Source organism: Pantoea sp. 22096 (assembly GCF_052045955.1).
Lineage (GTDB): Bacteria > Pseudomonadota > Gammaproteobacteria > Enterobacterales > Enterobacteriaceae > Pantoea > Pantoea alfalfae.
In genome coordinates, this window is record NZ_JBQEPW010000001.1 from 1,148,250 (window position 1) to 1,171,382 (window position 23,133).

Consider the following 23,133-nt stretch of genomic DNA (forward strand, 5'->3'; position numbering starts at 1 on the left):
TCTCCTTAAATCGACTGGCGAACCACATTGCGTAATTCATCGATTTTGACAAACAGCGCATCAATTTCATTGCGGTAGCGACGGCTTTTCGCAAACAGGCTTAATGCACGATTATATTCCAGCATTAATTGTTTTTGCGTTTCGCCATCACGCGGATTAATCGCCAGCTGCTGCTCCAGTTGCGTTATTTTCTCGCGACTTAATTCCGCCAGATGATCCTGCTGCTGCTCGCTGGGTGGTTCCGCAGCCTGAGACTTTTTGAGGAATCCAAACATAGGCTCTCCTGCCCCGCATAATATTGGGGTGGCTAATATAAACAGAGAATAAAAGATCGTTAACGCATTAAGCCGGTGATGGCGGCACGTGTCATTACCGGAATAACTGCATTTTCTCTACCAGTACATTGGTTACTGCATCATTGGCCGGTACCAGGAAATTACGCACGCTGTCATTGACCTTGCCTTTTTCAAAGGTCGATTTGCACTGCGCTACCCACTGCACGTTCATTTCGGTGCCGACATTCACCTTCTCAATCCCGCTGCTGACCGCCAGCCGCATATCTTCATCGCTGACGCCGGTGCCGCCGTGCAGCACCAGTGGCGTATGCGTTGCCGCCGTAATATCCGCCAGTCGCTGATGCTGAATATGCGCTTTACCGGTGTAAAGGCCATGTACGGTGCCGATAGAGATCGCCAGCATATCGACGCCCGTCTCTTCGACGAAACGGCGAGCATCTTCCACGGGCGTGAACGCTATCGCCTCCATCTCTACGCATTTACCATCTTCCGACCCACCAATGGCACCCAACTCAGCCTCGACCGAAACATTGTGTGGCCGCGCCATATCGATGACCCGGCGGGTATTCGCAATATTCTCGTCAATGGGCAGATGGGAGCCGTCATACATGACAGAACTGAATCCGGCATCAATCGCTGTCTGAATCGCGGCTAAATCGGAACAGTGATCCAGATGCAGACAGGTCGGCACATTCATACTCTCTGACAGCGATTTAATCGCATCAACCAGCAGCTTGTGGCCAAGATATTTCGCCGTGCCTGTAGAGATCTGAATCATTAACGGACTGTTGGTTTTCTCTGCCGCTTTAAAATAGGCGGGCAGCATCTCCAGACAGTGAAGATTAAACGAACCGACCGCTTTAAAGTCACGTTGTTTGGCCAGCTGTAACAGATCGGCGAAGTTATAAAGTTTCATGGATTTTTTCCTCCTGAGGTTTGGTCGATTTGCCATTAACAAACCAGGCAAGCGCGGTAACAAAGGCAATAAACAGGGCGACGAACAGCCAGTTATTCTGGAAGGCATGGCCGAGCACCAGGCCGGTACTGATCACGTCGGAGTCACTGAAGGTGACGCCGGTAAAGCCGTAGCTCTCCAGCATCGGCACCAGGATGGCAGGCAGAATGGTGATAAAGAGTCCATGGACGAAGCCGCCGATCATTGCGCCGCGCCGTCCGCCCATGGCATTACCAAATACGCCGGCGGTGCCACCGGCAAAGAAGTTGGTCAGCAGGCCAGGCAGGATCATCGCCAGACCCAACATCGGGAAGACCAGCATGCCGACGATGGAACCAAGTGTGGTGGCAAGGAAGCCAACGATCACCGCGTTCGGGGCGTACGGAAACATCACCGGACAGTCCAGTGCCGGTTTCGCATCCGGCACGACGCGCATCGCGATACCCCGGAAGGCAGGCACCAGCTCGTTCAGCAGCAGACGGACACCGCTGTAGAGCACGAAGACCCCGGCCACGAACTGAATCGACTGCATAAAGGCGTACATCAGGTAGTTCATGCCGTTGCTGTACTGGGCAATGAAGGCCGGACCGGCTGCCACGGCGGGAATCAGGTACATCGGCACCATCACCAGCGCCATCGACAGATAGGTATCCTGCAGAAACTTAAAGTTATCGGGCAGCTTCAGGTCTTCGGTGGAGCGCGATCCTTTGCCAACCACTTTGGCGACCGCCGCCGTGACCAGATAACCGATGGTGCAGAAATGACCCAGGGCGACATCGTCAGAGTCGGTGATGCGCCGCACCACCGGCTGCGCCAGCGCGGGCATCACGACCGCCATGATTCCGCCAAAGATACCGCCGGTCAGGATCAGCGGTAGCCCGGTCAGCCCCGCTTTATAACCGATCACCGCGCCAATGGTCGCCATCCACAGCAACGCCTGGCCGGTCAGGAAGATGTATTTAAAGGGCGTCAGTCGCGCGATGATGATATTGACGATAAAGATCACCAGCAGCGTCAGCGCGACTTCAGACCCCAGCTCACGGTTAGCCAGCCCGGCAATGGCGGCCACATCGGTGATATAGCCGCGCATGCCAAAGCCATGGGTAAAAATAGTATTGAGGAACGTCAGGGTGCCTACAATAATATTGATACCCGCCATCATAATTAAAAAGCCGAGCAGGGTTTTAAAGGTGCCTTCCACCACCTTGCCTGCCGATTTTTTTTGCAGCAGCAGACCAATCAGGGCAATAAAGGCGATCAGAATCGACGCCTGCCCCAGCAGATCTTTTACCAGAAAGTCGATCACACTATTCATGGGCGGCGACCTTCTGATTGCGTTCTTTTAAAAAGGCCAGGATCTTCTGCTCAATTTCCGCTTTATCGGTGAGCCGGTTAAGAATTATGACCCGTTTAATCTGCTCCGGACTGGCGTCGGCGTTTAAAACATCGGCAAACGCTTTTTGCGTCAGGATCATATCTGACTTAAAGGCATTCGCTTCTGAAATGGTGGTGTGATCGATATCGGCCTCAATCTCCAGTTTTTTTAATACCGCTTTTGCGCTCATCTCAATCGCAAAACTGGAACCTAATCCACAACCACAGACACATAATATTTTCAGCATGGTTTTTCCTCACACTATATTGAGTTGTTTAGCGAGTTTGTAATGGTGCCCGTCAATATCGACCAGGCGTTTTTGCATGCTTATTAAATCAATCGGGATTGGTTTATTGCTGCCATTAATAATGACCGCTTTATTCCGCATGCCTGACTGAATACAACGCACCACTTCACTGGCTATAATGGTGCCCTGAAAGATCTCTTCGCAGGTGGGATCACCATTGCGCAGCCCGTAACCCATAATGGTTTTACGGATGCGCACGCCAATGAGAGGTTCAAGCTGTTTGATTAAGGTGTCGATCGCCCCCTGAAAACCGGGCGAATATTCACGGGTGTAGCCTTCCGAACAGAGGATGACTACGCTATTCTGCGCTGCCAGCCGCCCGGTGATGCGCTGCGCCAGTTGTGGCAGCGGGATCTGGCACTCCGGAATTAACGCAATATCTGCGTTAGATTTAATCGCGGATTGCAGCGTTAATTCGCCGCAATAGCCACCGAGCAACTCCAGCATAAAAACCCGGCCCGGTAAGGCGCGGCCGGTATTGCGCAGTTTCGCCACCTCTTTTAATACCTGCTCGCAGGCGGTGGAGAATCCCAGCGTGTAATCACTGCCGAAAACATCATTATCGATGGTCATGCCGACGCCGAAACAATTTACGCCATACGCCGACAGGGTATGGAGAAATTGCAGCGACCCGTCTCCGCCCGCCATAATTAATATGTCAATCCGGGCACTTTTCAGCTGGCGTGCAATTAACTCATATTCGCTGCGCACCAGTTTCTTTTCAGTGCGTCCCGATTGCATAACCGGAATAGAGGCGATGGAAAAGTCGAGCAGATCGCGCTGGCTGATCTCACGATGATGATTTTGCAGCAGGCCGGGAATACCGCCATCAAATATCACCATCTCCGCCTGTGCCATACGCCCAATCTGGAAGACAAAATTATTAATGCCGGTCACGTCACCGCCACTGATCACCATTCCAATTCGCATCACCCTCACCTCGCTGGCTTACTCTGCTGAAGGTTATTCTTCCGGTTAGCGGGGTTGCTATTTGCAGAGGAGATCACAGTTACGCGCGGTTTTTCTCAGACAGGAATATTGACAGGGCAATTCACACTCCTTTATTTGTGATTTAACTCACACTATTCCTACTTATTGCGCTTAAGGCGAATCGATATAAATCATTGGGTTAGCGGATGACGGGGGTGAGCTGGCCAGAAAGCAGGAGGAGGTAAAATCGGTCATTCACGTGGCGTTGCAGATTTGTGACTTTCACCTCATTTTTCCCGGTTTCACAGAACAGAAACCGCAATTAAGATGCAAAAAGAAAATCTGCAAGCCGATTCAGCATCGCTGTTGCGAACAAGTCGTATTCTTCGGTATAACCTTTCTATGTAGACAGAACAGGTAGCCTGACGATAATGATTTTTAAGGAAAAACCTCCACGCTTTTTCTGAGGGGTGACTTTCTCTTCTGCGTCCGACGCTGCTATTCCGCACGGCAAAACCGACGTTCACCGTGACGACAAACCGGTTCTCTGTGACCCCATTTAACCAGGATCAGACGCATGGAAATAGCTATCCGTACCCCTCTCATTCACTCTCTGCCACTGAGTCAGCTCAGCGGCAGCAACGTCTGGCTGAAAATGGAATCGGCGCAGCCGTCCGGATCCTTTAAGCTCAGAAGCGCAGGCTATATCTGTCAGTACTACGCTGCACAGGGCGCTAAGGCGTTTGTCAGCTCCTCCGGCGGCAATGCGGGTATTGCTGTGGCGCACAGCGGCCGCAGGCTGGGGTTCCCGGTCACGGTGGTGGTACCTGAAACGACCCCGGCGCGCGCCAGACAGCTTATCGAACAGGAAGGTGCCAGGCTGATCGTACACGGCAGCGTCTGGAGTGAGGCCAACGCGTACGCGTTATCGCTGGCGTCGCAGGAACATATCTACATCCATCCGTTCGACAATCCGCTACTGTGGGACGGTATCAGTACGCTGGTCGATGAAGTGATTGATGAAGGGTTACGTCCCGATGCGGTAATCCTCTCCGTGGGCGGAGGCAGTCTGCTCTCCGGCATTGCCCAGGGTCTGGAAAAGCATCAGCTCAGCCATATCCCGATTTATGCGGTTGAAACTGAGGGAACCGCGTCGCTTAACGCTGCGCTGGAAGCCGGGGAGCGGGTCACGCTGGACCGGGTCAGCGGTATCGCCACTACGCTGGCAGCCAGTCAGGTGTGTGAAAATGCGTTTAACGTGGCACGCCGGGCAGATGTCAGGGGAAAGGTTGTGAGCGATGATGAAGCTGTGAATGCCTGTCGCCGCTTCCTGGACGATCATCGTGTTCTGACAGAGCCAGCCTGTGGCGTCTCATTATCGATGCTGTATGACGGGAAAATCGGCTTTAAATCGGATGATGACGTGCTGGTTATCGTCTGTGGCGGGGCGTCTGTCACGCTGGAGAGTCTGCAGAGCTGACGAATTAAAGGGAAAAACGATGGCGCAGCCAGAGGGGCTACGCCATCCGTTGATTACTTCGCGTAAGCTTCGGTAGACAGCGTCAGCGTAACGTCGTCGCTTACCGCAGGGACATATTTGTCCAGCTTGAAGTCAGAACGCTTGATGGTGCCGGTGGCGTCAAAACCAATCGCCTGCTTCTTGACCATCGGATGCTCGCCCTGCTTGTTCAGCGTCGCGTGCAGCGTAACCGGTTTGGTGATCCCTTTCAGGGTCAGGTTACCTTCAACGTCAAATTTATTGTCGCCCTTCGCCACCACTTTGGTGCTGTGGAAGGTCGCTGTCGGGTATTTGGCGGTGTCGAAGTATTCGGTACCTTTGAACTCTTTGGTCAGCGCCGCGACGTGGCTGTCGATTTTGCTGACTGGCAGGGTCACGTCAACGCGTGAGGCCTCCGGATGATCTTTATCGAACACCAGAGTACCGGTTGCGTCCGGGATATCCGCGGTAGGATTTGAGAAGCCAAAGTGGTTCCAGGCAACAATTACCGACGTATGCTCAGGGTTCAGCTGGTAGTGCATCGCCTCAGCCTGAGATAACGGAGCGTAGAGGGTAGCAGCGGCTAACAGGGGCAGTGCAATACGTTTGAAGTTCTTCACGGTCAATTCCTTATGCGGACAAAAGTGAATTGAGTGTGGTCCAGTTTTCCCGGAATAGACAGTGAAGAGATTTGTCGGTAATTTTCAAATAAATTCAGCAACCTTAAAACCGGTCACTACGTATTCCCGCCGGTAAACAGCACCCGCCAGCGGCGGCGATCCTGAATCAGCGTGCGGTGCAATTGCAGTAAATCTGCAAGGGTCAGCGCCGCAATCTGCGTCGCGTCCGGTTCTGCCAGGCCATTTTCACGGCGTAGCAGGGCCAGTGGCTGCTCAACCTGCTGGCTCAGCAGTCGCGCTTTCAGGGCCACAAGATCACATTCCGCCAGCGTCTCGTTCAGTGACCGCAGGAAGTTACGGCAGTAGCGCAGTAGTGACAGCGCACTGTAATCGGGCGACTGTAGCGCAAATAACACCCCCTCTTCATCAGCGCAGCGCATGTAGCGGCTGCTGACCACGTAACCTATTGGCTGCTCAACGCGGTAGCGCTGGAAAAAGCGTGGCTCGTAGATGAGCGCCAGTGCGCGCAATGCAGCCAGCTGTTCAGGACGCTGTAGCGGAATAAACAGCAGCAGCGCGTTGTCTGCACTGGCGTGTGGAAGGCGCGTCATGCCGGTCTGCGTGGTCATACGCTTGGGCGGCGTGTCCGGGTTAACCGGCAGCGACAGCGCGCTCAGCCGTCGGGCAATGCGTGAATGCAGCGCGGCGTTGCCGCCCTTCAGCGCCGCCCGCCAGCACCCTGGCGTAACATTGGCTGCCAGCTGATAAGGCAACTGTCGCAGCAACGCACGGATAGCGATGCTTTCGACAGGCGATGGCAGATTTGCCTCAACCGGCAATGTCAGGGCAGAGACAATCTGGCTCAGCGTCTGGTCAGTTACCGCCTCATCCTTTGTCAGGCGGAGCGTCAGTTGCCACACGCCCTCTGTTTCCTGCCAGCTGCCGTGCCCCCCCTGATGACGCAGCGCCGCAAATAGCGGACGCAACCGCCGGCCCAGCGTTTCTCCCGTCTCCGCAGTAAAGGTTGACCAGAACTCCGGTCGCAGGATAAGCGTTGCCTGCGGGTCATCTGACTGATGATGCGGCAATGCCACCGCCTGCGCGGGCAGCGGCGCAGGCGTCGCAGTGATGTCGGGCGGATAGAAGGTGAAACGGGCAGCGGGCAGCGTCTCATCCGGGGCTGGCTCACAGGCCGTCAACGCCAGAGTGAAGCCCTGCGTGACGATGTGTTCCCTTGCCGGTTGTGACGTACAGCACAGCACGGTGCCAGACGCATGGGTGAGTTTCTTCAGCAACGGCTGCAGCGCAGGCAGCCTTTCATCAGGTGCGAAGCCGATAGCGCGCTGACGCAATTGCTCCAGTGGTGACAACGTCACAAAGTAGTGATGTGCAAGCTGATGATAGTGCTGATGTTGCTGATTATTCGTCTGGCGCAGCGCATCGATGTAACCATTAACCAGATGATTTACCCTCGCAGGCTCGCTGGTTTCGATACCCAGCGCCAGCCAGCACGCATCTTCAGCCTGATAAATCCATTTCAGCTCCAGCGCCTCCGCCAGTCCCTGCTCACGCAGAGTAGCCAGCAGCGAGCCGGGCGCTTCATCCAACAGAAATTCACGCCATAACGTGACACCGTCACTGTTATCCAGCAACCAGGTGCGCCATAACGCTGCCTGGGCAGTCTCTGCCAGCTGCCAGCAGATATCGCTGTTGAGCTGCGGCGGTGCCAGATCCTGCTGCCACTGACCGGCAGGCAGCGCGGCGGCAAACTGACGCGCCAGTTCTTCCAGCGCATCCAGCGACTGCGGTCCCTGCAGCCAGAGCCGCATATTGCTGGCAACGTAGTAGCGCTGGTGAAACTGGCGCAATGCCCGTTGCAGCGCCGACAGCTCATTGCCAAAGCTCGCCCGGCTGCCGATATGAAAGCGCTGAAATTCAGCGGGGGTTGCTGCGGCGTGCAGCAATGCCGCTTCGATGCGGGATGGCTCATGACGCTGTAACAGCCGATATTCCGCGTCGATGACCGCCACTTCCTGCGCAATCGCCTGATTATCAAGCAGCGGAGAGACCAGCATATCCTGCAGTCTTGCCAGACCGTCTGCCAGCAGTGACGGCGTGGCCTCAAAGAAGTACGCGCTGCGCCGGGCCAGCGTGGTGGCATTAACCCTGCCGCCCTGCGTCTGGATCCAGCTCATCAGCCGGCCCTCATCGGGCCAGCCGGTGCTGCCGGTGAACAGCAGATGCTCCAGCAGATGCGCCAGTCCGGGCCAGCGATCCGGCTCGTCGTGACTCCCTGCCCCTATCTGAATCAGGGCGGCGGCCTGGCTGGCATCAGCCTGATGCACCAGTTCAACCATCAGACCGTTTATCACCAGGCCGCGCGGGGTCATCAGAGGTTCCGGGTTTTGTAGATCAGTTGCGAGTTGCTGCGGTTGCGGAACTGCAGCTGACCAATTTTAATGTCGCTGCAATCCGCCTCACGCCGGGCCTCAAGGATTTTGCCGTGATGCGGTGATTTGCTGCAGACCGGATCGGTGTTGTCAGCATTACCGGTCAGCATAAACGCCTGACAGCGACAGCCACCAAAATCTTTCTCTTTCTCATCACAGGAGCGGCACGGCTCCGGCATCCAGTCAAAACCACGATAGCGGTTGAAGCCGAACGAGTTGTACCAGATATCGTCCAGGCGCTGTGTCAGTACCGACGGAAATTCTACCGGCAGCTGGCGCGCACTGTGGCACGGCAGCGCGGTGCCCTCTGGTGTGACGCTGAGGAAAATGGCACCCCAGCCACCCATGCAGGGTTTAGGTCGCTCTTCGTAGTAATCCGGCGTGACAAACAGCAGATTGGTCAGATTGCCGGTGGTGCTCATCCGCTCGCGGTAGCGCCTGACCACCGCTTCCGCCTGAGCGATCTGCTCACGCGTCGGCAGCAGGCCTTCGCGGTTGAGCTGCGCCCAGCCGTAGAACTGACAGGTTGCCAGCTCAACGTCATCCGCTTCCAGCTCAATGCAGAGGTCAATGATCCTGTCAATCTGGTCGATATTATGGCGATGCAGCACAAAGTTCAGCACCATCGGATAGCCGTGCGCTTTTACCGCTTTCGCCATCTCCAGCTTCTGCTGAAACGCTTTCTTCGACCCGGCCAGCGCCGCATTCAGGGTTTCGTCACTCGCCTGGAAGCTGATCTGGATATGATCCAGACCGGCCTCGCTGAACGCATCCAGCTTCTTCTCCGTCAGGCCAATGCCCGACGTGATCAGGTTGGTGTAGAAGCCGAGATCGCGCGCCGCTTTAATGAGCTCAGGCAGATCTTTACGCACCAGCGGTTCGCCGCCGGAGAATCCGAGCTGGACGCTGCCCATGGCGCGCGCCTGACGAAAGACCTCAATCCACTGTTCCGTGGTCAGCTCCTTCTCCTGCTGTGCGAAATCCAGCGGGTTGGAGCAGTAGGGACACTGCAGCGGACAGCGATAGGTCAGCTCGGCCAGCAGCCAGAGCGGCGGATTCACGCCAGGTTTATGCGGGGTCACGGAACTGTATCCACTTCTGTTCATGGGCTGACTGCAGGAACTCTAAAACGTCCGGCCCCACACCGCCCGCCTCAGGGAACCGGCTATCCAGCGTTGCGATAATTGCGGCGATATCCTGTTTGCCATCCACCAGCTCAAGAATGGCGGCGGCGGTTTCGTTCAGCTTCGCCATGCCTTCGGGATAGAGCACCACATGGGTATCCTGGGCAGCTTCCCACTGCATGCGGTAGCCGCGACGAAACGCGGCAATCGAGTTTTCATTCATCTGTTATACCAGTCGGGTGGTGTGCCACGCCGCCTTGTCGGTGACGGTGTGATAAGGCGGACGTTTCAGCTCATAAGCCATGGTCATGGCGTCAAGCATGCTCCATAAAATATCGAGCTTAAACTGCAAAATTTCCAGCATCCGATTCTGCGTTTCGGCGGTGGTGAAGTACTCCAGCGCCAGTGCCAGGCCATGCTCCACATCGCGGTTCGCCTGACCCAGGCGGCTGCGGAAGTAGAAGTAGCCCTCTTCTTTGATCCACGGATAGTGCTGCGGCCAGCTGTCGAGTCGTGACTGGTGGATCTGCGGGGCGAACAGCTCGGTAAGTGAACTGCAGGCCGCCTCCTGCCAGTTAGCGCGGCGGGCGAAGTTAATATAGGCATCGACCGCAAAGCGTACGCCCGGCAGCACATGTTGCTCAGACAATAATTCTTCGCGCGTCAACCCGACCGCCTCGCCCAGCCGCAGCCAGGCCTCAATGCCGCCCTCTTCGCCGTTACTGCCGTCGTGGTCAAGGATGCGCTGCACCCATTTACGGCGGGTAGCCGGATCGGGGCAATTCGCCATGATCGCCGCATCTTTCAGCGGAATAGTGGTCTGGTAATAGAAGCGGTTCGCCACCCAGCCCTGAATCTGCTCGCGCGTGGCCTGACCGTTATGCATCGCGATGTGATACGGGTGATGAATATGGTAGAAAGCGCCTTTGTCGCGCAGGGCCTGTTCAAAAGCCTGCGGCGACAGCGTGTCAGTAATCTGCATGATTTAGCCCTGAAGGTGGATCGCCATTCCGTCCCAGCTCACCTCTATTCCCTGCTCCGTCAGAAACTGACGCTGGGGTGACTGCTCATTAAGGATCGGATTAGTGTTGTTAATGTGGATCAGAATTTTACGTTTTGCCGGCAGCGACGCCAGCAGCGCCATCAGCCCTTGTTCTTCCGCCAGCGCCAGATGCCCCATCGCCTTGCCGGTGTTGTGACCCACCCCGGTGGTCAGCAGTTCATCATCCTGCCAGACGGTGCCGTCAATCAGCAGGCAATCCGCTTTTTGCAGCCACGGCAGGATCACCGCATCCGGTTCGCCCAGACCTGGTGCGTAGAGCAGCGTCTGCCCATTCGCCCGGTTTTCGATAAACAGCGCCACGTTATGACCGGGCAGCGGCCGGTCGCGATACGGCGAGTAAGGCGGTGCATTACTGATAATAGGAATCGCGGTGAACTGCAAATCGGTGCAGACATCGACGCTGAACGGGGTCAGTGGCGCAATCGGCCGGTGCTGTAAACCGCCGTTCCAGTGGGTCAGCATCGGAAAGATCGGGAAGCCGGTGCTGAGGTCGGCATGCACTTCCGGCGTACACCAGACCTGATGCGGGCAGCCCTCACGCAGGCTCAGCAGCCCGGTGGTGTGATCGATCTGGCTGTCGGTCAGGATAATTCCCCCGATCGCCGTGCCGCGCAGTACGCCCTTGCGGGTCAGTTCTGGCGTGTGCAGGATCTGCTGGCCGATGTCAGGTGACGCGTTACATAACACCCAGTCTTCGCCGTTATCACTGAGGATAATCGACGATTGTGTGCGTGCCTGAGCCTGAATGGTGCCATTTCGCACGCCGTGGCAGTTGGCGCAGTTACAGTTCCACTGTGGAAACCCGCCACCCGCGGCTGAGCCGAGGATTTTGATAAACATAGAGGACAACCAGAAGTTGAAAAAAATGCCCGCTCAGAGGGCGGGCAGAACGATTAACGGTTGGAGATGTAAAGAGTCACTTCCAGACCGAGACGCATATCAACGAAAGTTGGTTTTTTCCACATGAGTTACTTCCTCTTGGTTAACAGTAAATGTGCTGTCTGAAATCGGCGTGACGGCTGTTAAATGAGAACACCGTCACAATTTCCAGGCAGATGTTGCGCCAATGGCGCGTCGGGATCAAGCCCGGAACATAAGGAAATTGTTATCACAGCCCGGTCAGATGTAAAACCCGCTGCCAGTTTCCCCATGCCAGCTTCTCTGTCAGTCTCTGATCATAGCCCGCTTCCTGAAAAGCGGCGAGCAATCGCGGCATTCCGCTGACATCGCCCAGCGCGGCCGGAGGGGTAATCCCGTCGAAATCAGAGCCAAAGGCCACATGGTCGCTGCCCATTATCTTCAACAGGTGATCACAATGCTTAACAATTTCTGTTAATGGCGTTTCAGCGTCGCGTTTTCCATCGGCGCGCAGAAACGCATTGCCAAAGTTAATGCCAACCAGACCGCCGCTGTCGCGGATCGCTACCAGTTGATCGTCGGTCAGATTGCGCGGCTGTGGACAGAGGGCGTGCGCGTTGGAGTGGCTGGCGACCAGCGGCGCACGGGAAAGCCGGGCGGTGTCCCAGAACGCATTGGTATTCATGTGCGACACGTCGATCATCATCTTCAGGCTACTCGCCTGCTGAATCAGCTTTTCACCGACGGCGGTCAGCCCCGGCCCGGTATCGGGCGTGCCGGGAAACGAGCCACTGACGCCTTCACCAAAGCGGCTGCGCAGATTCCAGAATGGCCCGATACTGCGCACACCCGCCTGCCAGAAGGCGTGCAGCTGCTCGCCCTCTTCGTCCAGCGCATCGGCACCTTCAATGTGCGCCACCATCGCCAGCACGCCTTCCGCGCGGCAGGCGGCAATCTCGTCACTGCTGAGGCAGAGTCGCGCCCGTCCGCCTGGTGCCTCGGCCAGCTGCCTCAGGATATCGAGCTGCTGCCACATGATTTGCAGCGGTTCATACGGCTCATCGGCGCGGGCCGGAACAGTGCTGGCAATGTACGCCTGCGGCGGCACAAAAATCGCAAACAGCCCGCCGCCCATCTCGCCCTGCTGAATGCGCGGATAGTCGAGGTGGCCCCGTTCAATGCCCTGATAAAACGCCTGCACGGGTGCATCGCGATGATGCAGCCAGAGGTTAAGCAAGAGATCATTGTGGCCGTCAAAAATCAGCATAAGTGTTCACCCGGATAAACAGGTGACCATGCTAACCCTGCCCGGCGGATTCACCAAACCAGAGCGCACGCAGGGCAACACAGGTCATGCAGGTCATGCAGGTCATGCAGGTCATGCAGGTCATGCAGGTCATGCAGGTCATGCAGGTCATGCAGGTCATGCAGGGTATTGTCACTTTTGCGCGTCAGGTTGTCAGCCTTGCGCGCGCGGACCCGGAGCCGTGTCGGCAGACTGATAAAAAAACCACAGGAGACTCCTATGCTGACCCGACCCGCTGATAAATATCGTCCCTCCCCGCTGATCACCCTGCCCGATCGCCAGTGGCCCTCACGCCAGCTGACCCAGGCGCCGCGCTGGCTTTCCACCGATTTGCGTGACGGCAACCAGGCGCTGGCAGAACCGATGGATCGGGAACGCAAAATGGCCTTCTGGGATCTGCTGCTGCGCTGCGGGTTTCGGGAGATCGAGGTCGCCTTTCCCTCTGCCTCGCAGACGGATTTCGGTTTCGTCCGCGACCTGATTGAGCAACAGCGTATCCCGGAGGATGTGACGTTACAGGTACTGACTCAGGCGCGGGAAGACCTGATTGCCCGCACGTTTGTGGCGCTGCAGGGCGTCCCGCGCGCCATCGTGCATCTTTATAACGCCACCGCGCCGCTGTTTCGCGAGCGGGTATTTAAGCAGAGCAAAGCGGAAATCGTGGCGCTGGCCACCGCTGGTGCACGGCAGATCCGCGCCGAATGCGAGGCGCAGCCGGACACCCACTGGACCTTTGAATATTCACCAGAGACCTTCTGCTTTACCGAGCCGGAGTTTGTGCTGGAGATCTGCGAGGCGGTAGCCGATGTCTGGCAACCGGACGCACAGCGCCCGATGATCATTAACCTTCCCGCCACGGTAGAGGTCAATACCCCCAACGTTTATGCCGATCAGATTGAGTATTTCTGCCGTCACTTCAGCCGCCGTGATGCCGTCTGCATCAGCGTGCATCCGCACAACGATCGCGGCACCGGCGTCGCCTGCGCAGAACTGGCGCTGCTGGCGGGCGCTGACCGGGTCGAGGGCTGTCTGTTTGGTAACGGTGAACGCACCGGCAATGTGGACCTGGTGACGCTGGCGCTGAATCTCTATACCCAGGGCGTTTCGCCCCAGCTCGATTTCAGCCAGATGCATGAGGTGATTGAAGTGGTAACCCGCTGCAACCAGCTGCCGGTTCATCCGCGCCATCCTTATGCGGGCGAGCTGGTCTTCACTGCCTTCTCTGGTTCTCATCAGGATGCAATCAAAAAAGGGTTTGCCATCCGCGCTCAGCAGCAGGAAACAGAGTGGCAGATGCCTTACCTGCCGCTGGACCCGGCCGACATTGGCTGTAGCTATGAGGCGGTGATCCGCGTCAACAGCCAGTCGGGAAAAAGCGGGGCCGCCTGGCTGCTGGAGCAGAATCACGGGTTACAAATGCCGCGAGCGCTGCAGCAGGATTTCAGCCGCTGTGTTCAGCAGGAGACTGACCGGCACGGCGGAGAGATGACGCACTACGCGCTGTGGCAGCTCTTCTGCCGCCAGTATGGCGTAACGCAGCCCGCGTTGGCATTACAACGGGCTGACAGCCAGAGTGACAGCGGCGGGCAGACGCAGATTAGCGCCAGCGTGGTGTATCACACGCAATCGCTGATGCTGACCGGCAGCGGCAACGGCTGGCTGTCGGCGGCGGTCAATGCCCTGCGCAGCACGTTTGATCTGCATCTGACCATCGAGGGCTATCACGAGCATACGCTGGGACGGCGCAGTGATAGCCGCTCGGTGGCCTATATCAGCTGCGTGGATGCCCGTGGCGCGCGAGCCTGGGGAGTGAGTATCGACAATGACACCGCCCGCGCCGCGATGCAGGCGCTGCTCAGCGCAGCAGGCCAGTTTCTGCAGGCGAAAAGTAGTCCGTCGGAGAGGCGCCCAGCAGACGACGAAACATCACACTAAACACGCTGGGGCTTTCATAGCCCAGCTCCAGCGCCACCCGCAGTACGGAGTCGCCCTGCGCCAGTCGCGTCAGGGCGATAGCCAGGCGGGCGCGGCGCACCCAGTCGCTGAACTGCAGGCCGGTTTCGCGCATAAAATGGCGGGCCAGAGTGCGGCCCGAAACATTCAGGTGGGCGCTGGCGCGCAGCAGCGTCCAGCTTTCACCGGGCGTCTGCTGAATCAGCTCGCACAGGGCCTGTAAACGGGGGCTGTCGGGCGTCGGCAAGGCAAATGGCAGCACCTCCATGCCGCGGATTTCATCCAGAATCAACTCCATCACCCGCTCGGCCCGACTGCCTGCGGCGTAACGATCTGGCAGGCTCAGCGCCGTGACAATCAGTTCGCGCAGCAGCGGTGAGATTTGCACCACCTGACAACTGGCGGGCAGATCGGCGCGCGCCAGCGGATCGATAAACAGCGTGCGCGCCGCCACACTGCCGGTAATCTGCAGCGCATGACGGGTAAATGCGGGCAGCCAGACGCCGCGACTCGGCGGCACAATCCAGCTGCCATACTCCGTCTCCACCCGTACCACGCCGCTCAGGGTGTGGATCAGCTGGGCACAGGCGTGCTGGTGCCAGGGTTCGCTGGCACCGTGCAGGTAATCGTGTGCCAGCGGCACCAGCGGACGCGTGCTGAAGTCAAAATGTTGCTGACTCATTGCGCCTTCAGGTAGCGGTAGATCACCGCCAGGTCCTCTTCACCGTGTCCGGCCTCCACCGCCTGCTGCCAGAGCTGGGCGATATTCTCCAGCGCCGGCAGCGGCGTCTCTGCGGCATCCAGCGCCAGGCGGGCATCTTTCAGCGCCCAGACCAGATGCATCTGCGGCGTGAAGTCGTCGCTGGCGATCATCCCGAGCTTCATTTTTGCATACGGTGCGGCCAACGGACCGCCCTCCAGCACCTGCCAGAGATCGTCGGTAGAAAAGCCGAACGCCTCCGCCAGCCGGGTGCTCTCTGCCAGGCTCTGCATCATGCCAATCAGCCAGCTATTGATGACCAGCTTCATGCGGGTGCTTTTGCCCGCCTCGCCCAGCCACTTTGTCTCTTTGCTGATGGCGGCAAACACCGTTTCTGCCGCCTGGGCACGGCTCTGATCGCCACTGGCCAGCACCAGAATCTGTGCGTTTTCTGCGGGTGCTTTGGTGCCGGAAACCGGCGCGTCGATGAACAGCAGATCCGGTCGTTCCGCTGTGAAAAAGGCGATCAGCGCATCGGTTTTTTCCACGCCGATGGTGCCCATCTGACATAGCGTCGCACCCTGCTTAAACGCCGCTTTGGCCTGATGCAGCACCTGCTCTGTGGTGTCACCGTCGGAGAGCATGGCGATTACCACATCTGCCTCGCGTACCGCCTCTGCCGGTGAATCAGCCAGCTGCAATCCGGCGCCCAGCAAATCCTCGCCGCGCGCGCGGGTACGGTTCCAGCCGTGTACGCGAAAGCCTTTTTTCAGCAGGTTGGCGGCAAATGCATGCCCCATTGCGCCTAATCCCAGAACCGCCACTTCAGGTTGTTTCATGCTGACTCCCATAAGTTTGTGTCTGCATCCGTCAATGCTGGATGCCTTATTACTGCAAAAGATGGATTCCAGCCTGGCGGTAAACAGAGAAAAAATCCAGCGTGAAACGGTGTACCCCGGCACCCCGAAGCCTTACCCTATGCGGCAATTGTTTCACCTGGTTCATTTATGCTTCTCTTTTCAGGCCTCTGATAATGAAAATACTCTCTCTGCGGCAGGCGACGCTGCTGATGTTGCCTGCCATTTTGCCGCTGCCGCTGCTGGCAGCAGACAATGACAATACCCTGGTCGTCACGGCCGCCCCGCCAGAAACGGGCCTTAACGAGCTTGATACCCCCGCCGCCCTGAGTGTGGTCAGCGGCGACGATATGCGTCAGGCTGCGCCGCGCGTTAACCTGTCGGAAAACCTCAGCAGCGTGCCGGGTCTGCAGATCCAAAACCGCCAGAATTACGCCCAGGACCTGCAGCTGTCGATGCGTGGCTTTGGCTCCCGCTCAACCTACGGCGTACGCGGGCTGCGCATCTATGTGGATGGCATCCCGGCCACCATGCCGGACGGTCAGGCGCAGACCTCCAATATTGATATCGGCTCGATTGATCATGTCGAGGTGCTGCGCGGCCCCTTTTCTGCGCTCTATGGCAACGCATCGGGCGGCGTGATCAATGTGACCACCCAGCAGGGTCAGCAGCCGGCCACGCTGGAAGCGAGCAGCTGGTACGGCAGTTACGGCAGCTGGCGCAACAGCGTTAAAGCCAGTGGCGCAACCGGTGACGGCACGCACGCCGGGGATGTGAACTACACCGTCTCCGCCTCACGCTTTACGACCCACGGTTATCGCGATCACAGTTCTGCGCAGAAGAACCTCGGCAACGCCCGGCTCGGCGTGCGCATCGATGATGTCAGTACCCTGACGCTGCTGTTTAACAGCGTGCACATTGACGCCCAGGATCCCGGCGGCTTAACCGAAGCGCAGTGGCGTGACAATCCGCGCCAGGTGGTCAGTAACGTTACGCTTTACAACACCCGTAAAACGGTCGATCAGACCCAGGGCGGCCTGCGTTATCAGCGCCAGATGAGTGAAAACGATGACCTCAGCGTAATGCTCTATGCAGGAGTGCGTGAAACCACGCAGTTCCAGTCCATTCCTGCCGCCGTTCAGCGTAATCCCTCTCATCCAGGAGGCGTGATCGACCTTACCCGCCACTATCAGGGCGTCGATACGCGCTGGACCCATCGCGACACGCTGCTGTCGATGCCGGTGGCGGTGACCGGCGGACTCGACTACGAAACCATGACCGAGCGCCGCAAGGGTTATGAAAACTACACCGTCAGCAGCGGCGTAACGCAGCTGGGCGAACAGGGCAATCTGCGCCGCAACGAGCGCAACCTGATGTGGACGCTCGATCCTTATGTGCAGACCAACTGGCAGCTCACCGATAAACTGTCGCTGGATGCAGGCGTGCGCTTCAGCACCGTTAACTTTGATTCCAATGACTTCTATATCCGGCCCGGTAACGGTGACGACAGCGGTGAGGCGCGGTATCACAAGTGGCTGCCCGCGGCGGCGCTGAAATATGCGTTTGACCCGAGCTGGAACGCGTGGATCTCCGCCGGACGCGGCTTTGAAACGCCGACCATTAATGAGCTCTCTTACCGCTCGGATGGCGCGACCGGCCTGAACCTGGGGCTGAAACCGGCCACCAGCGACACGCTGGAGATCGGCAGCAAAAAACGCATCGGCAATGGCCTGGTCAGCGCGGCGCTGTTCCAGACCGATACTCGCGATGAGATTGTGGCGGATACCAGCAGCGGCGGACGAACTACCTATAAAAATGCCGGTCAGACCCGCCGCCGCGGTCTGGAGTTAAGCCTGGATCAGCAGTTTGCCTGGGACTGGCGGCTGAAGATGGCCTATACACTGCTGGATGCGCGTTATCGCAGCAACGCCTGCGGCAGCGATAGCTGTGACGGCAACCGCATTCCGGGCATCGCGCGAAACATGGCGTACGCCGGACTCGGCTATCTGCCGGAACAGGGCTTTTACGCCGGCAGTGAAGTGCGTTATCTGAGCCAGATCGCCGCTGAAGATCAGAACAACGTGAATACCCCGTCTTACACCGTGGCGGCCGTAAACAGTGGCTATAAGTGGCTGGTGGAGAACTGGACGCTGGATCTGTTTGGCCGGGTCGATAACCTGTTTGACCGGCACTACGTGGGTTCAGTGATTGTGAATGAGAGCAATGGTCGCTACTTCGAGTCTGCGCCGGGCCGCAACTATAGCGTCGGTGTGACGCTGGGTTACGCCTTCCGTTAAAACTATCCGGGCCACCATTGCGGTGGCCCGGATCATACCGTCATACGCTTATCAGGCACGGGATTTTAGCTGCGCCACAATATCGTCACAGCTGCCGGATTCACCCAGGCGCGGGAATATCAATTTTACGCTGTTGTTGTGCGTATCCATGTTGAGATCGGTCATCGCATCGGTCGCCAGCGTGACGTTGTAACCTAATTCATACGCCTGACGTGCCGTCGACTCCACGCCGATGCTGGTCGCAATACCGCAGATCACGACCTGAGTAATGCCGCGCTTTTGCAGTTCCTCATGTAGCGCCGTGTTATGAAACGCGCCCCAGGTTTTCTTGGTGATGGTGAGATCATTCTGCTGCGGCGTCATCGCCGGAACCAGCGTGGCCCAGTCGTCAGGCAGATCGCCGTTGTGACGCGCCTGCTCGTTACGGCCAGGTGCCCCACCGGCCACGTTAACCAGCACCACCGGCAGGTCGTGCGCGCGAAATGCCTCAGCCAGATCGGCACAGCGTTCGATCACCGGCTGCGGCTCATGGACCAGAGGCAGCGCTACAATGCCATGTTGCAGGTCGATAACAATCAGCGCAGTTTTTGCATCAAGTGTGGTTACAGCCATGTTGGATCCTCAGGTTCAATAGTCAGTGAGTCGTTGCAGCAGAGGGAGAACGTCGATCAGTTGTTGCTGCTCTGCCGGACTGAGCCGCGCATCCAGTGTCCTGACCAGCCAGTCATCGCGCATTGCACGACTCGACGTAATTACCGCCAGGCTCGATGCGGTAGGCAGATAGCGTGTTTTACGGCCATCATGGGGATCGGGCTCGCCCGTTATCAGTTCTGCCGCCACTAATCCGGCGACGGTCGTCCCCATTGACTGGGTGCGCACGCCCTCGGCGGCGGCCAGTTGCGTCACCGTCATCGCCCCGTCGCGCACCAGATGCCCCAGCACCGCCACCTGCGACCAGGTGAGTTCGCCAGGCGGTGCCGATTCGCGCAACCGGCGACCCAGCTTGCCCACCAGCATGCGCAGCGTGGCAGCAGATTCAGTCAGATCGCGCATTTCCCGTCTCCATCGATAAGCGAAAGTATAAAGATACGAAGGTAAACTGTGTAGTTTGCTCAGGTATCAATTTGTAACGTCCGGGCGCTGCAGATAGTGAATCAGGCTGTGAAAGCGCAGCGGCGTGCTGAGCGGGTTGCGGTAGCTGTGCGGCACGTCGGCGCTGAACTGAAACGCCTCGCCTTTTAGCAGACGCCGCCAGCGATCGTTGACCCCCAGCAACAGTTCGCCCTCAATAACCACCACCTGCTCCACGCAGCCCGCTTCATGTGGCGAGGAATGGCTCTGCGCGCCCGCGGCCAGCTCCACCGCCAGCAGATCAAATCGCAGTTGCGGATCGTAAGGCAGCACGGAGCGTACCGACATGTCAGCGTTGGGCTGACTGAATCCCGATATGGTGCCGGAAGGCAACGCGCTCCCGTCGATAAAAAAGGAAAAGGGCACGTTAAACCCGGTAGCAATCTTCCACAGCGTCGCCACGGTCGGACTGGATTCACCCCGCTCAATCTGCCCCAGCATCGCTTTACTGACGCCGGTTCGCTCCGCCGTCAGCGTCAGGCTCCAGCCATTGGCCTGGCGCAACTGTCTGAGCGCACCGCTCAGGTGTTGCTGAAAATCTGCCATTTTTTCTCCTGAGTTCTCGTCACCCTGGCAGGTGACGTTATGCCGATAGTGTAACACTTGTGCGTTATAGCGCACTATGCGAACATGTGCGCTATAACGCACACCTTAAATTGAGTCTGACCATGACGAGAGCCGAACCGTCCCGTTTTACCCTGCCGATGCTGGTCTCCGGCTTTGTTGCTGTGCTGGTGGGCTACAGCAGCAGCGGCGCGATTATTTATCAGATGTTTCAGGCGGCGGGCGCTTCACCGGCGCAGATTGGTGGCTGGCTGTCAGTGCTGGGTCTTGCGCAGGGGATTGTCTCGCTGGGTCTTTCACTGCGCTACCGCATGCCGGTGCTGGCCGCCTGGTCCACGCCCGGTGCCGCGCTGCTGGCGACCAGCTTTCACGGCGTTACGCTGAATGAGGCGGTGGGCGTGTTTGTTTTCGCAAATCTGCTGATCGTGGTGTGCGGCGTGACCGGCCTGTTTGCCCGGCTGATGAACCATATTCCCGCCTCGCTGGCGGCGGCGATGCTGGCCGGTATTCTGTTGCGCTTCGGGCTGCAGACCTTTGCCGATTTGCAGAGCAACTTTGTGCTGTGTGGCAGCATGTGCCTCGCCTGGCTGCTGGCCCGTCGCTGGCTGGCACGCTATGCCATTCTGGTGACGCTGATGGTAGGGATTGCCGTGGCACTGGCCCAGCATGCCATCCATTTTCCCCCGCAGGCGACGATGCTGGCACTGCCGGAGCCGGTGATGCCGCACTTTACCCTGACCACGCTGCTGGGGATCGGCGTGCCCTATTTCCTGGTGACCATGGCGTCGCAGAATGCCCCTGGCATCGCGACGTTACAGGCGCACGGCTACCGTCCGCCGGTCTCTTCTCTGATGAGCTGGACCGGTGTTACAGCGCTGCTGTTGTCGCCTTTTGGAGGCTTTTCGGTCTGCGTGGCGGCGATTACGGCGGCGATCTGCATGAGCGATGAAGTCGACGCTAATCCGCAGCAACGCTGGCGTGCCGCTGCGCTGGCCGGGGTCTTTTATCTGCTGGCGGGCGCGTCCGGTGCGCTGATTGCCGTGCTGTTCAGTGCGCTACCTGCGGTGCTGATTGAGGCGCTGGCGGGTCTGGCTCTGCTGGCTACCCTGGGCGGCAGCCTGCATCGCGCACTCGATGTGCCTGCCGAACGCGACAGTGCGCTAATCACGTTTCTGATCACCGCATCAGGCGTCTCTTTGCTGGGTATTGGCCCTGCCTTCTGGGGACTGATCGGTGGCGTTATCGCGCACCTGGTGCTGGTGCGTAAAACCGCCTGATTGCGTGATAGCTGCTGAAATATCGGTTATTTTTCCGCCCGCCGGTGAAAAAAACACTGGATTTACCTCCTTTTCTGCCGTTTGATTTGTCATTGCCCCGCGTAAAATCAACCTAATCGTCGATAACACGCGATTTTCTGCCTCAGACAACGACCGATAAGGGCCCAACAGGTGGCAAAAACTTTTCTGCGCAGCGGTAATTTAGATGCAGTTCTGGCATTAGGTGAAAATGGCCAGCCGGTCTATGCCTCAGCATTGCAAATTCGTGAAACCCTGCGCCTGCGCCGTCAGAGCGCACTGGCAGATTGCCTGGCCATTCCTCAGGCCAATGAACGGGGCGACCGCCTCGACTGGTATGCCCCTTTCAGCGGCCGGGTGAAATCCTGGCTGGGCGCCAGCGATCATGAACGTCGGGTGGCACTGCAGCAGCTTACCGCCTGCCAGCAGGATATGCAGGATCTCAGTACGCGCGCGCGCGCGGCAGAGAACCCGTCGATGCGGCTGTTTGGTGCGCTGCTGAGCAAAACCCTGCAATTCCCCGATCAGCAGTATGTTTATCTGGTTGATGGCAAACCGGTCATTACCTTCTGGGGCTTTGTTGATGCCCAGGCACGCAGCCGTGACGATGCGCTGGCCTGCCTGCGCGACACGCTGGAAGAGAATCTGCCGGTGACGCTGGTTGAACCGCTGCCTGAGCTGCCTGCCGCACCTGTTGCCGTCGAGCCGGTCATCGTCGCTGAGCCTGAACCTGCACCTGAACCTGAAGAGGAGCCGCTGCCAGTCGCGGCAGCCGTTGCGCCTGAGCCGGTTGCACCTGTAGCGGCTCGCCGTCGTTTCCGCGTCTGGTATCTGTTACCGCCGGTGGCGATTGCTGCCGCCGTAACGGTGGCCGTGCTGCTGCATCGTCCTGAACCTGTCGCCACACCGGTGGCATCAACGAAGCCAGCCGCCGCCCCTGCGGTTGTTTCAGCGCCCGCCGCGGTTTCTACTCCTGCCTCTGCGGCGAGTCAGGCCCCGGCAGCGGCCACACCTGCCGCTACACCGGCAGCAACGACACTTGCGGAGACAGCAACAGCTGAGAAACAACCCGAGTCGCAGCCGCAAAAACCAGCCAGCGCTGGCACGACCGAAGCCGCACCAGCCGCTTCATCTGCTACCCTTGCCAGTGCAGTGACCCCGCCGGTTCCGGCTAAGCCTGATGATTTGATTGTCACGCCGGACGCCGTGCGCGAAGGTCAGGTACAGGTGATTGATGGCCGCTGGCGTGTGACTATCGACCAGATGCCGACGCCGACCGGTAAGCCGCCGGTGATGCGCTTCCAGTTTAAAAATGGCAAAGGCAGCGTGCAGGTTGCCCAGGGTAATACCACCTGTAAAGCTGATGTCAGCGCCGCCATGACCAGTGCCGGTAACCTGGTGATTGAGAGCCGCTACACGGCGAAGTGTCAGAACAGTTCGCGCTACCGTATGCCACTGCTGATCTGCCATGCGAGTATGGGCGCCGCCGTGTGTGAAGCACAGTATGCTGAAGACCGGGTATTCCCGATGACGATTAAGCGTGAGAGTAAATAA

25 protein-coding genes are annotated in these 23,133 nt (G+C 58.1%); 7 read left to right on the forward strand and 18 right to left on the reverse strand.

Features of this window, described 5'->3' with window-relative positions; translation table 11 throughout:
• Window positions 1–5: 5 nt before the first annotated feature.
• The 5 genes from ACTJKZ_RS05280 to ACTJKZ_RS05300 form a co-directional block, all read right to left on the reverse strand.
• The gene (locus ACTJKZ_RS05280) at window positions 6–275 is read right to left on the reverse strand and encodes a hypothetical protein (RefSeq protein WP_222924048.1); all 270 of its coding nucleotides are present in this window, start codon (window positions 273–275) and stop codon (window positions 6–8) included.
• 94 nt (window positions 276–369) lie between these two features.
• The gene (locus ACTJKZ_RS05285; protein ID WP_222924049.1) at window positions 370–1,212 is read right to left on the reverse strand and encodes a class II fructose-bisphosphate aldolase; all 843 of its coding nucleotides are present in this window, start codon (window positions 1,210–1,212) and stop codon (window positions 370–372) included.
• Entirely contained in the window at window positions 1,199–2,566 is a 1,368-nt protein-coding gene (locus ACTJKZ_RS05290; RefSeq protein WP_253421870.1) for a PTS sugar transporter subunit IIC, read from the reverse strand. Before ACTJKZ_RS05290 ends, ACTJKZ_RS05285 begins: the two co-directional genes overlap by 14 nt.
• Window positions 2,559–2,873: a PTS sugar transporter subunit IIB gene (locus tag ACTJKZ_RS05295; protein ID WP_013357820.1), complete on the reverse strand. Its 315-nt coding sequence runs from the start codon at window positions 2,871–2,873 to the stop codon at window positions 2,559–2,561. The genes ACTJKZ_RS05290 and ACTJKZ_RS05295 overlap by 8 nt, the downstream gene beginning before the upstream one ends.
• Window positions 2,874–2,882: 9 nt before the next feature.
• Window positions 2,883–3,863 (reverse strand): 6-phosphofructokinase, encoded by a 981-nt coding sequence (locus ACTJKZ_RS05300; RefSeq protein WP_260058163.1) that lies wholly within the window; start codon window positions 3,861–3,863, stop codon window positions 2,883–2,885.
• Window positions 3,864–4,440: 577 nt separating this feature from the next.
• On the opposite strand from ACTJKZ_RS05300, the gene ACTJKZ_RS05305 reads away from it, so the two are divergent.
• Window positions 4,441–5,343 carry a pyridoxal-phosphate dependent enzyme gene (locus ACTJKZ_RS05305; RefSeq protein ID WP_440829333.1) on the forward strand — a complete coding sequence of 301 codons (903 nt, stop codon included), beginning with the start codon at window positions 4,441–4,443 and terminating at the stop codon, window positions 5,341–5,343.
• A gap of 53 nt (window positions 5,344–5,396) precedes the next feature.
• Here ACTJKZ_RS05305 and ACTJKZ_RS05310 read toward each other — a convergent pair whose 3' ends face one another.
• The 8 genes from ACTJKZ_RS05310 to ACTJKZ_RS05345 all read right to left on the reverse strand — a co-directional run bounded on the left by ACTJKZ_RS05310 (window position 5,397) and on the right by ACTJKZ_RS05345 (window position 12,743).
• Window positions 5,397–5,981: a YceI family protein gene (locus ACTJKZ_RS05310; protein ID WP_222924051.1), complete on the reverse strand. Its 585-nt coding sequence runs from the start codon at window positions 5,979–5,981 to the stop codon at window positions 5,397–5,399.
• A gap of 116 nt (window positions 5,982–6,097) precedes the next feature.
• Window positions 6,098–8,371 carry a pyrroloquinoline quinone biosynthesis protein PqqF gene (gene pqqF / locus ACTJKZ_RS05315; RefSeq protein ID WP_440829334.1) on the reverse strand — a complete coding sequence of 758 codons (2,274 nt, stop codon included), beginning with the start codon at window positions 8,369–8,371 and terminating at the stop codon, window positions 6,098–6,100.
• Entirely contained in the window at window positions 8,371–9,537 is a 1,167-nt protein-coding gene (pqqE, locus tag ACTJKZ_RS05320; RefSeq protein ID WP_161732391.1) for a pyrroloquinoline quinone biosynthesis protein PqqE, read from the reverse strand. The genes pqqF and pqqE overlap by 1 nt, the downstream gene beginning before the upstream one ends.
• A complete protein-coding gene (gene pqqD, locus ACTJKZ_RS05325) occupies window positions 9,500–9,778 on the reverse strand; it encodes a pyrroloquinoline quinone biosynthesis peptide chaperone PqqD (protein ID WP_161732393.1) in 279 nt (92 codons plus the stop codon). The genes pqqE and pqqD overlap by 38 nt, the downstream gene beginning before the upstream one ends.
• 3 nt (window positions 9,779–9,781) lie before the next feature.
• Window positions 9,782–10,537 carry a pyrroloquinoline-quinone synthase PqqC gene (pqqC, locus tag ACTJKZ_RS05330; RefSeq protein ID WP_161732395.1) on the reverse strand — a complete coding sequence of 252 codons (756 nt, stop codon included), beginning with the start codon at window positions 10,535–10,537 and terminating at the stop codon, window positions 9,782–9,784.
• Window positions 10,538–10,540: 3 nt separating this feature from the next.
• Complete coding sequence (gene pqqB, locus ACTJKZ_RS05335) at window positions 10,541–11,458, reverse strand: pyrroloquinoline quinone biosynthesis protein PqqB (protein WP_013357812.1); 918 nt, start codon at window positions 11,456–11,458, stop codon at window positions 10,541–10,543.
• Window positions 11,459–11,511: 53 nt separating this feature from the next.
• Complete coding sequence (gene pqqA / locus ACTJKZ_RS05340) at window positions 11,512–11,583, reverse strand: pyrroloquinoline quinone precursor peptide PqqA (RefSeq protein WP_010245082.1); 72 nt, start codon at window positions 11,581–11,583, stop codon at window positions 11,512–11,514.
• A gap of 143 nt (window positions 11,584–11,726) precedes the next feature.
• A complete protein-coding gene (locus tag ACTJKZ_RS05345; protein WP_161732397.1) occupies window positions 11,727–12,743 on the reverse strand; it encodes a dipeptidase in 1,017 nt (338 codons plus the stop codon).
• Between the two features lie 86 nt (window positions 12,744–12,829).
• Here ACTJKZ_RS05345 and ACTJKZ_RS05350 point away from each other — a divergent pair, with 86 nt between their 5' ends.
• Together ACTJKZ_RS05350 and leuA are read left to right on the forward strand one after the other, a co-directional pair.
• Window positions 12,830–13,021 carry a hypothetical protein gene (locus ACTJKZ_RS05350; RefSeq protein ID WP_440829335.1) on the forward strand — a complete coding sequence of 64 codons (192 nt, stop codon included), beginning with the start codon at window positions 12,830–12,832 and terminating at the stop codon, window positions 13,019–13,021.
• Window positions 13,002–14,717 (forward strand): 2-isopropylmalate synthase, encoded by a 1,716-nt coding sequence (gene leuA / locus ACTJKZ_RS05355; RefSeq protein ID WP_440829336.1) that lies wholly within the window; start codon window positions 13,002–13,004, stop codon window positions 14,715–14,717. Before ACTJKZ_RS05350 ends, leuA begins: the two co-directional genes overlap by 20 nt.
• Here leuA and ACTJKZ_RS05360 read toward each other — a convergent pair.
• Entirely contained in the window at window positions 14,638–15,417 is a 780-nt protein-coding gene (locus ACTJKZ_RS05360; protein ID WP_440829337.1) for an AraC family transcriptional regulator, read from the reverse strand. The two genes, leuA and ACTJKZ_RS05360, sit on opposite strands and share 80 nt — an antisense overlap.
• Window positions 15,414–16,274, reverse strand: coding sequence for an NAD(P)-dependent oxidoreductase (locus ACTJKZ_RS05365; RefSeq protein WP_253421857.1), 861 nt, complete (start codon window positions 16,272–16,274; stop codon window positions 15,414–15,416). The genes ACTJKZ_RS05360 and ACTJKZ_RS05365 overlap by 4 nt, the downstream gene beginning before the upstream one ends.
• Here ACTJKZ_RS05365 and ACTJKZ_RS05370 point away from each other — a divergent pair.
• Together ACTJKZ_RS05370 and pqqU are read left to right on the forward strand one after the other, a co-directional pair.
• Entirely contained in the window at window positions 16,273–16,551 is a 279-nt protein-coding gene (locus tag ACTJKZ_RS05370) for a hypothetical protein (RefSeq protein ID WP_222924057.1), read from the forward strand. The two genes, ACTJKZ_RS05365 and ACTJKZ_RS05370, sit on opposite strands and share 2 nt — an antisense overlap.
• Window positions 16,469–18,589, forward strand: a complete 2,121-nt coding sequence (pqqU, locus tag ACTJKZ_RS05375; protein ID WP_285085789.1) for a TonB-dependent receptor PqqU — start codon at window positions 16,469–16,471, stop codon at window positions 18,587–18,589. The genes ACTJKZ_RS05370 and pqqU overlap by 83 nt, the downstream gene beginning before the upstream one ends.
• Before the next feature lie 51 nt (window positions 18,590–18,640).
• Here pqqU and ACTJKZ_RS05380 read toward each other — a convergent pair whose 3' ends face one another.
• From ACTJKZ_RS05380 to ACTJKZ_RS05390, 3 genes are all read right to left on the reverse strand, one after another.
• Entirely contained in the window at window positions 18,641–19,201 is a 561-nt protein-coding gene (locus ACTJKZ_RS05380) for an isochorismatase family protein (protein ID WP_161732407.1), read from the reverse strand.
• A 15-nt stretch (window positions 19,202–19,216) separates the two neighbouring features.
• Window positions 19,217–19,642 (reverse strand): MarR family winged helix-turn-helix transcriptional regulator, encoded by a 426-nt coding sequence (locus ACTJKZ_RS05385; RefSeq protein WP_222924060.1) that lies wholly within the window; start codon window positions 19,640–19,642, stop codon window positions 19,217–19,219.
• 66 nt (window positions 19,643–19,708) lie between these two features.
• A complete protein-coding gene (locus tag ACTJKZ_RS05390; RefSeq protein WP_161732409.1) occupies window positions 19,709–20,266 on the reverse strand; it encodes a helix-turn-helix domain-containing protein in 558 nt (185 codons plus the stop codon).
• A 122-nt stretch (window positions 20,267–20,388) separates the two neighbouring features.
• Here ACTJKZ_RS05390 and ACTJKZ_RS05395 point away from each other — a divergent pair, with 122 nt between their 5' ends.
• Together ACTJKZ_RS05395 and ACTJKZ_RS05400 are read left to right on the forward strand one after the other, a co-directional pair.
• On the forward strand, window positions 20,389–21,561 hold the full coding sequence (locus ACTJKZ_RS05395; protein ID WP_440829338.1) for a benzoate/H(+) symporter BenE family transporter: 1,173 nt from the start codon (window positions 20,389–20,391) through the stop codon (window positions 21,559–21,561).
• A gap of 171 nt (window positions 21,562–21,732) precedes the next feature.
• The gene (locus ACTJKZ_RS05400) at window positions 21,733–23,133 is read left to right on the forward strand and encodes an SrfA family protein (RefSeq protein WP_440829339.1); all 1,401 of its coding nucleotides are present in this window, start codon (window positions 21,733–21,735) and stop codon (window positions 23,131–23,133) included.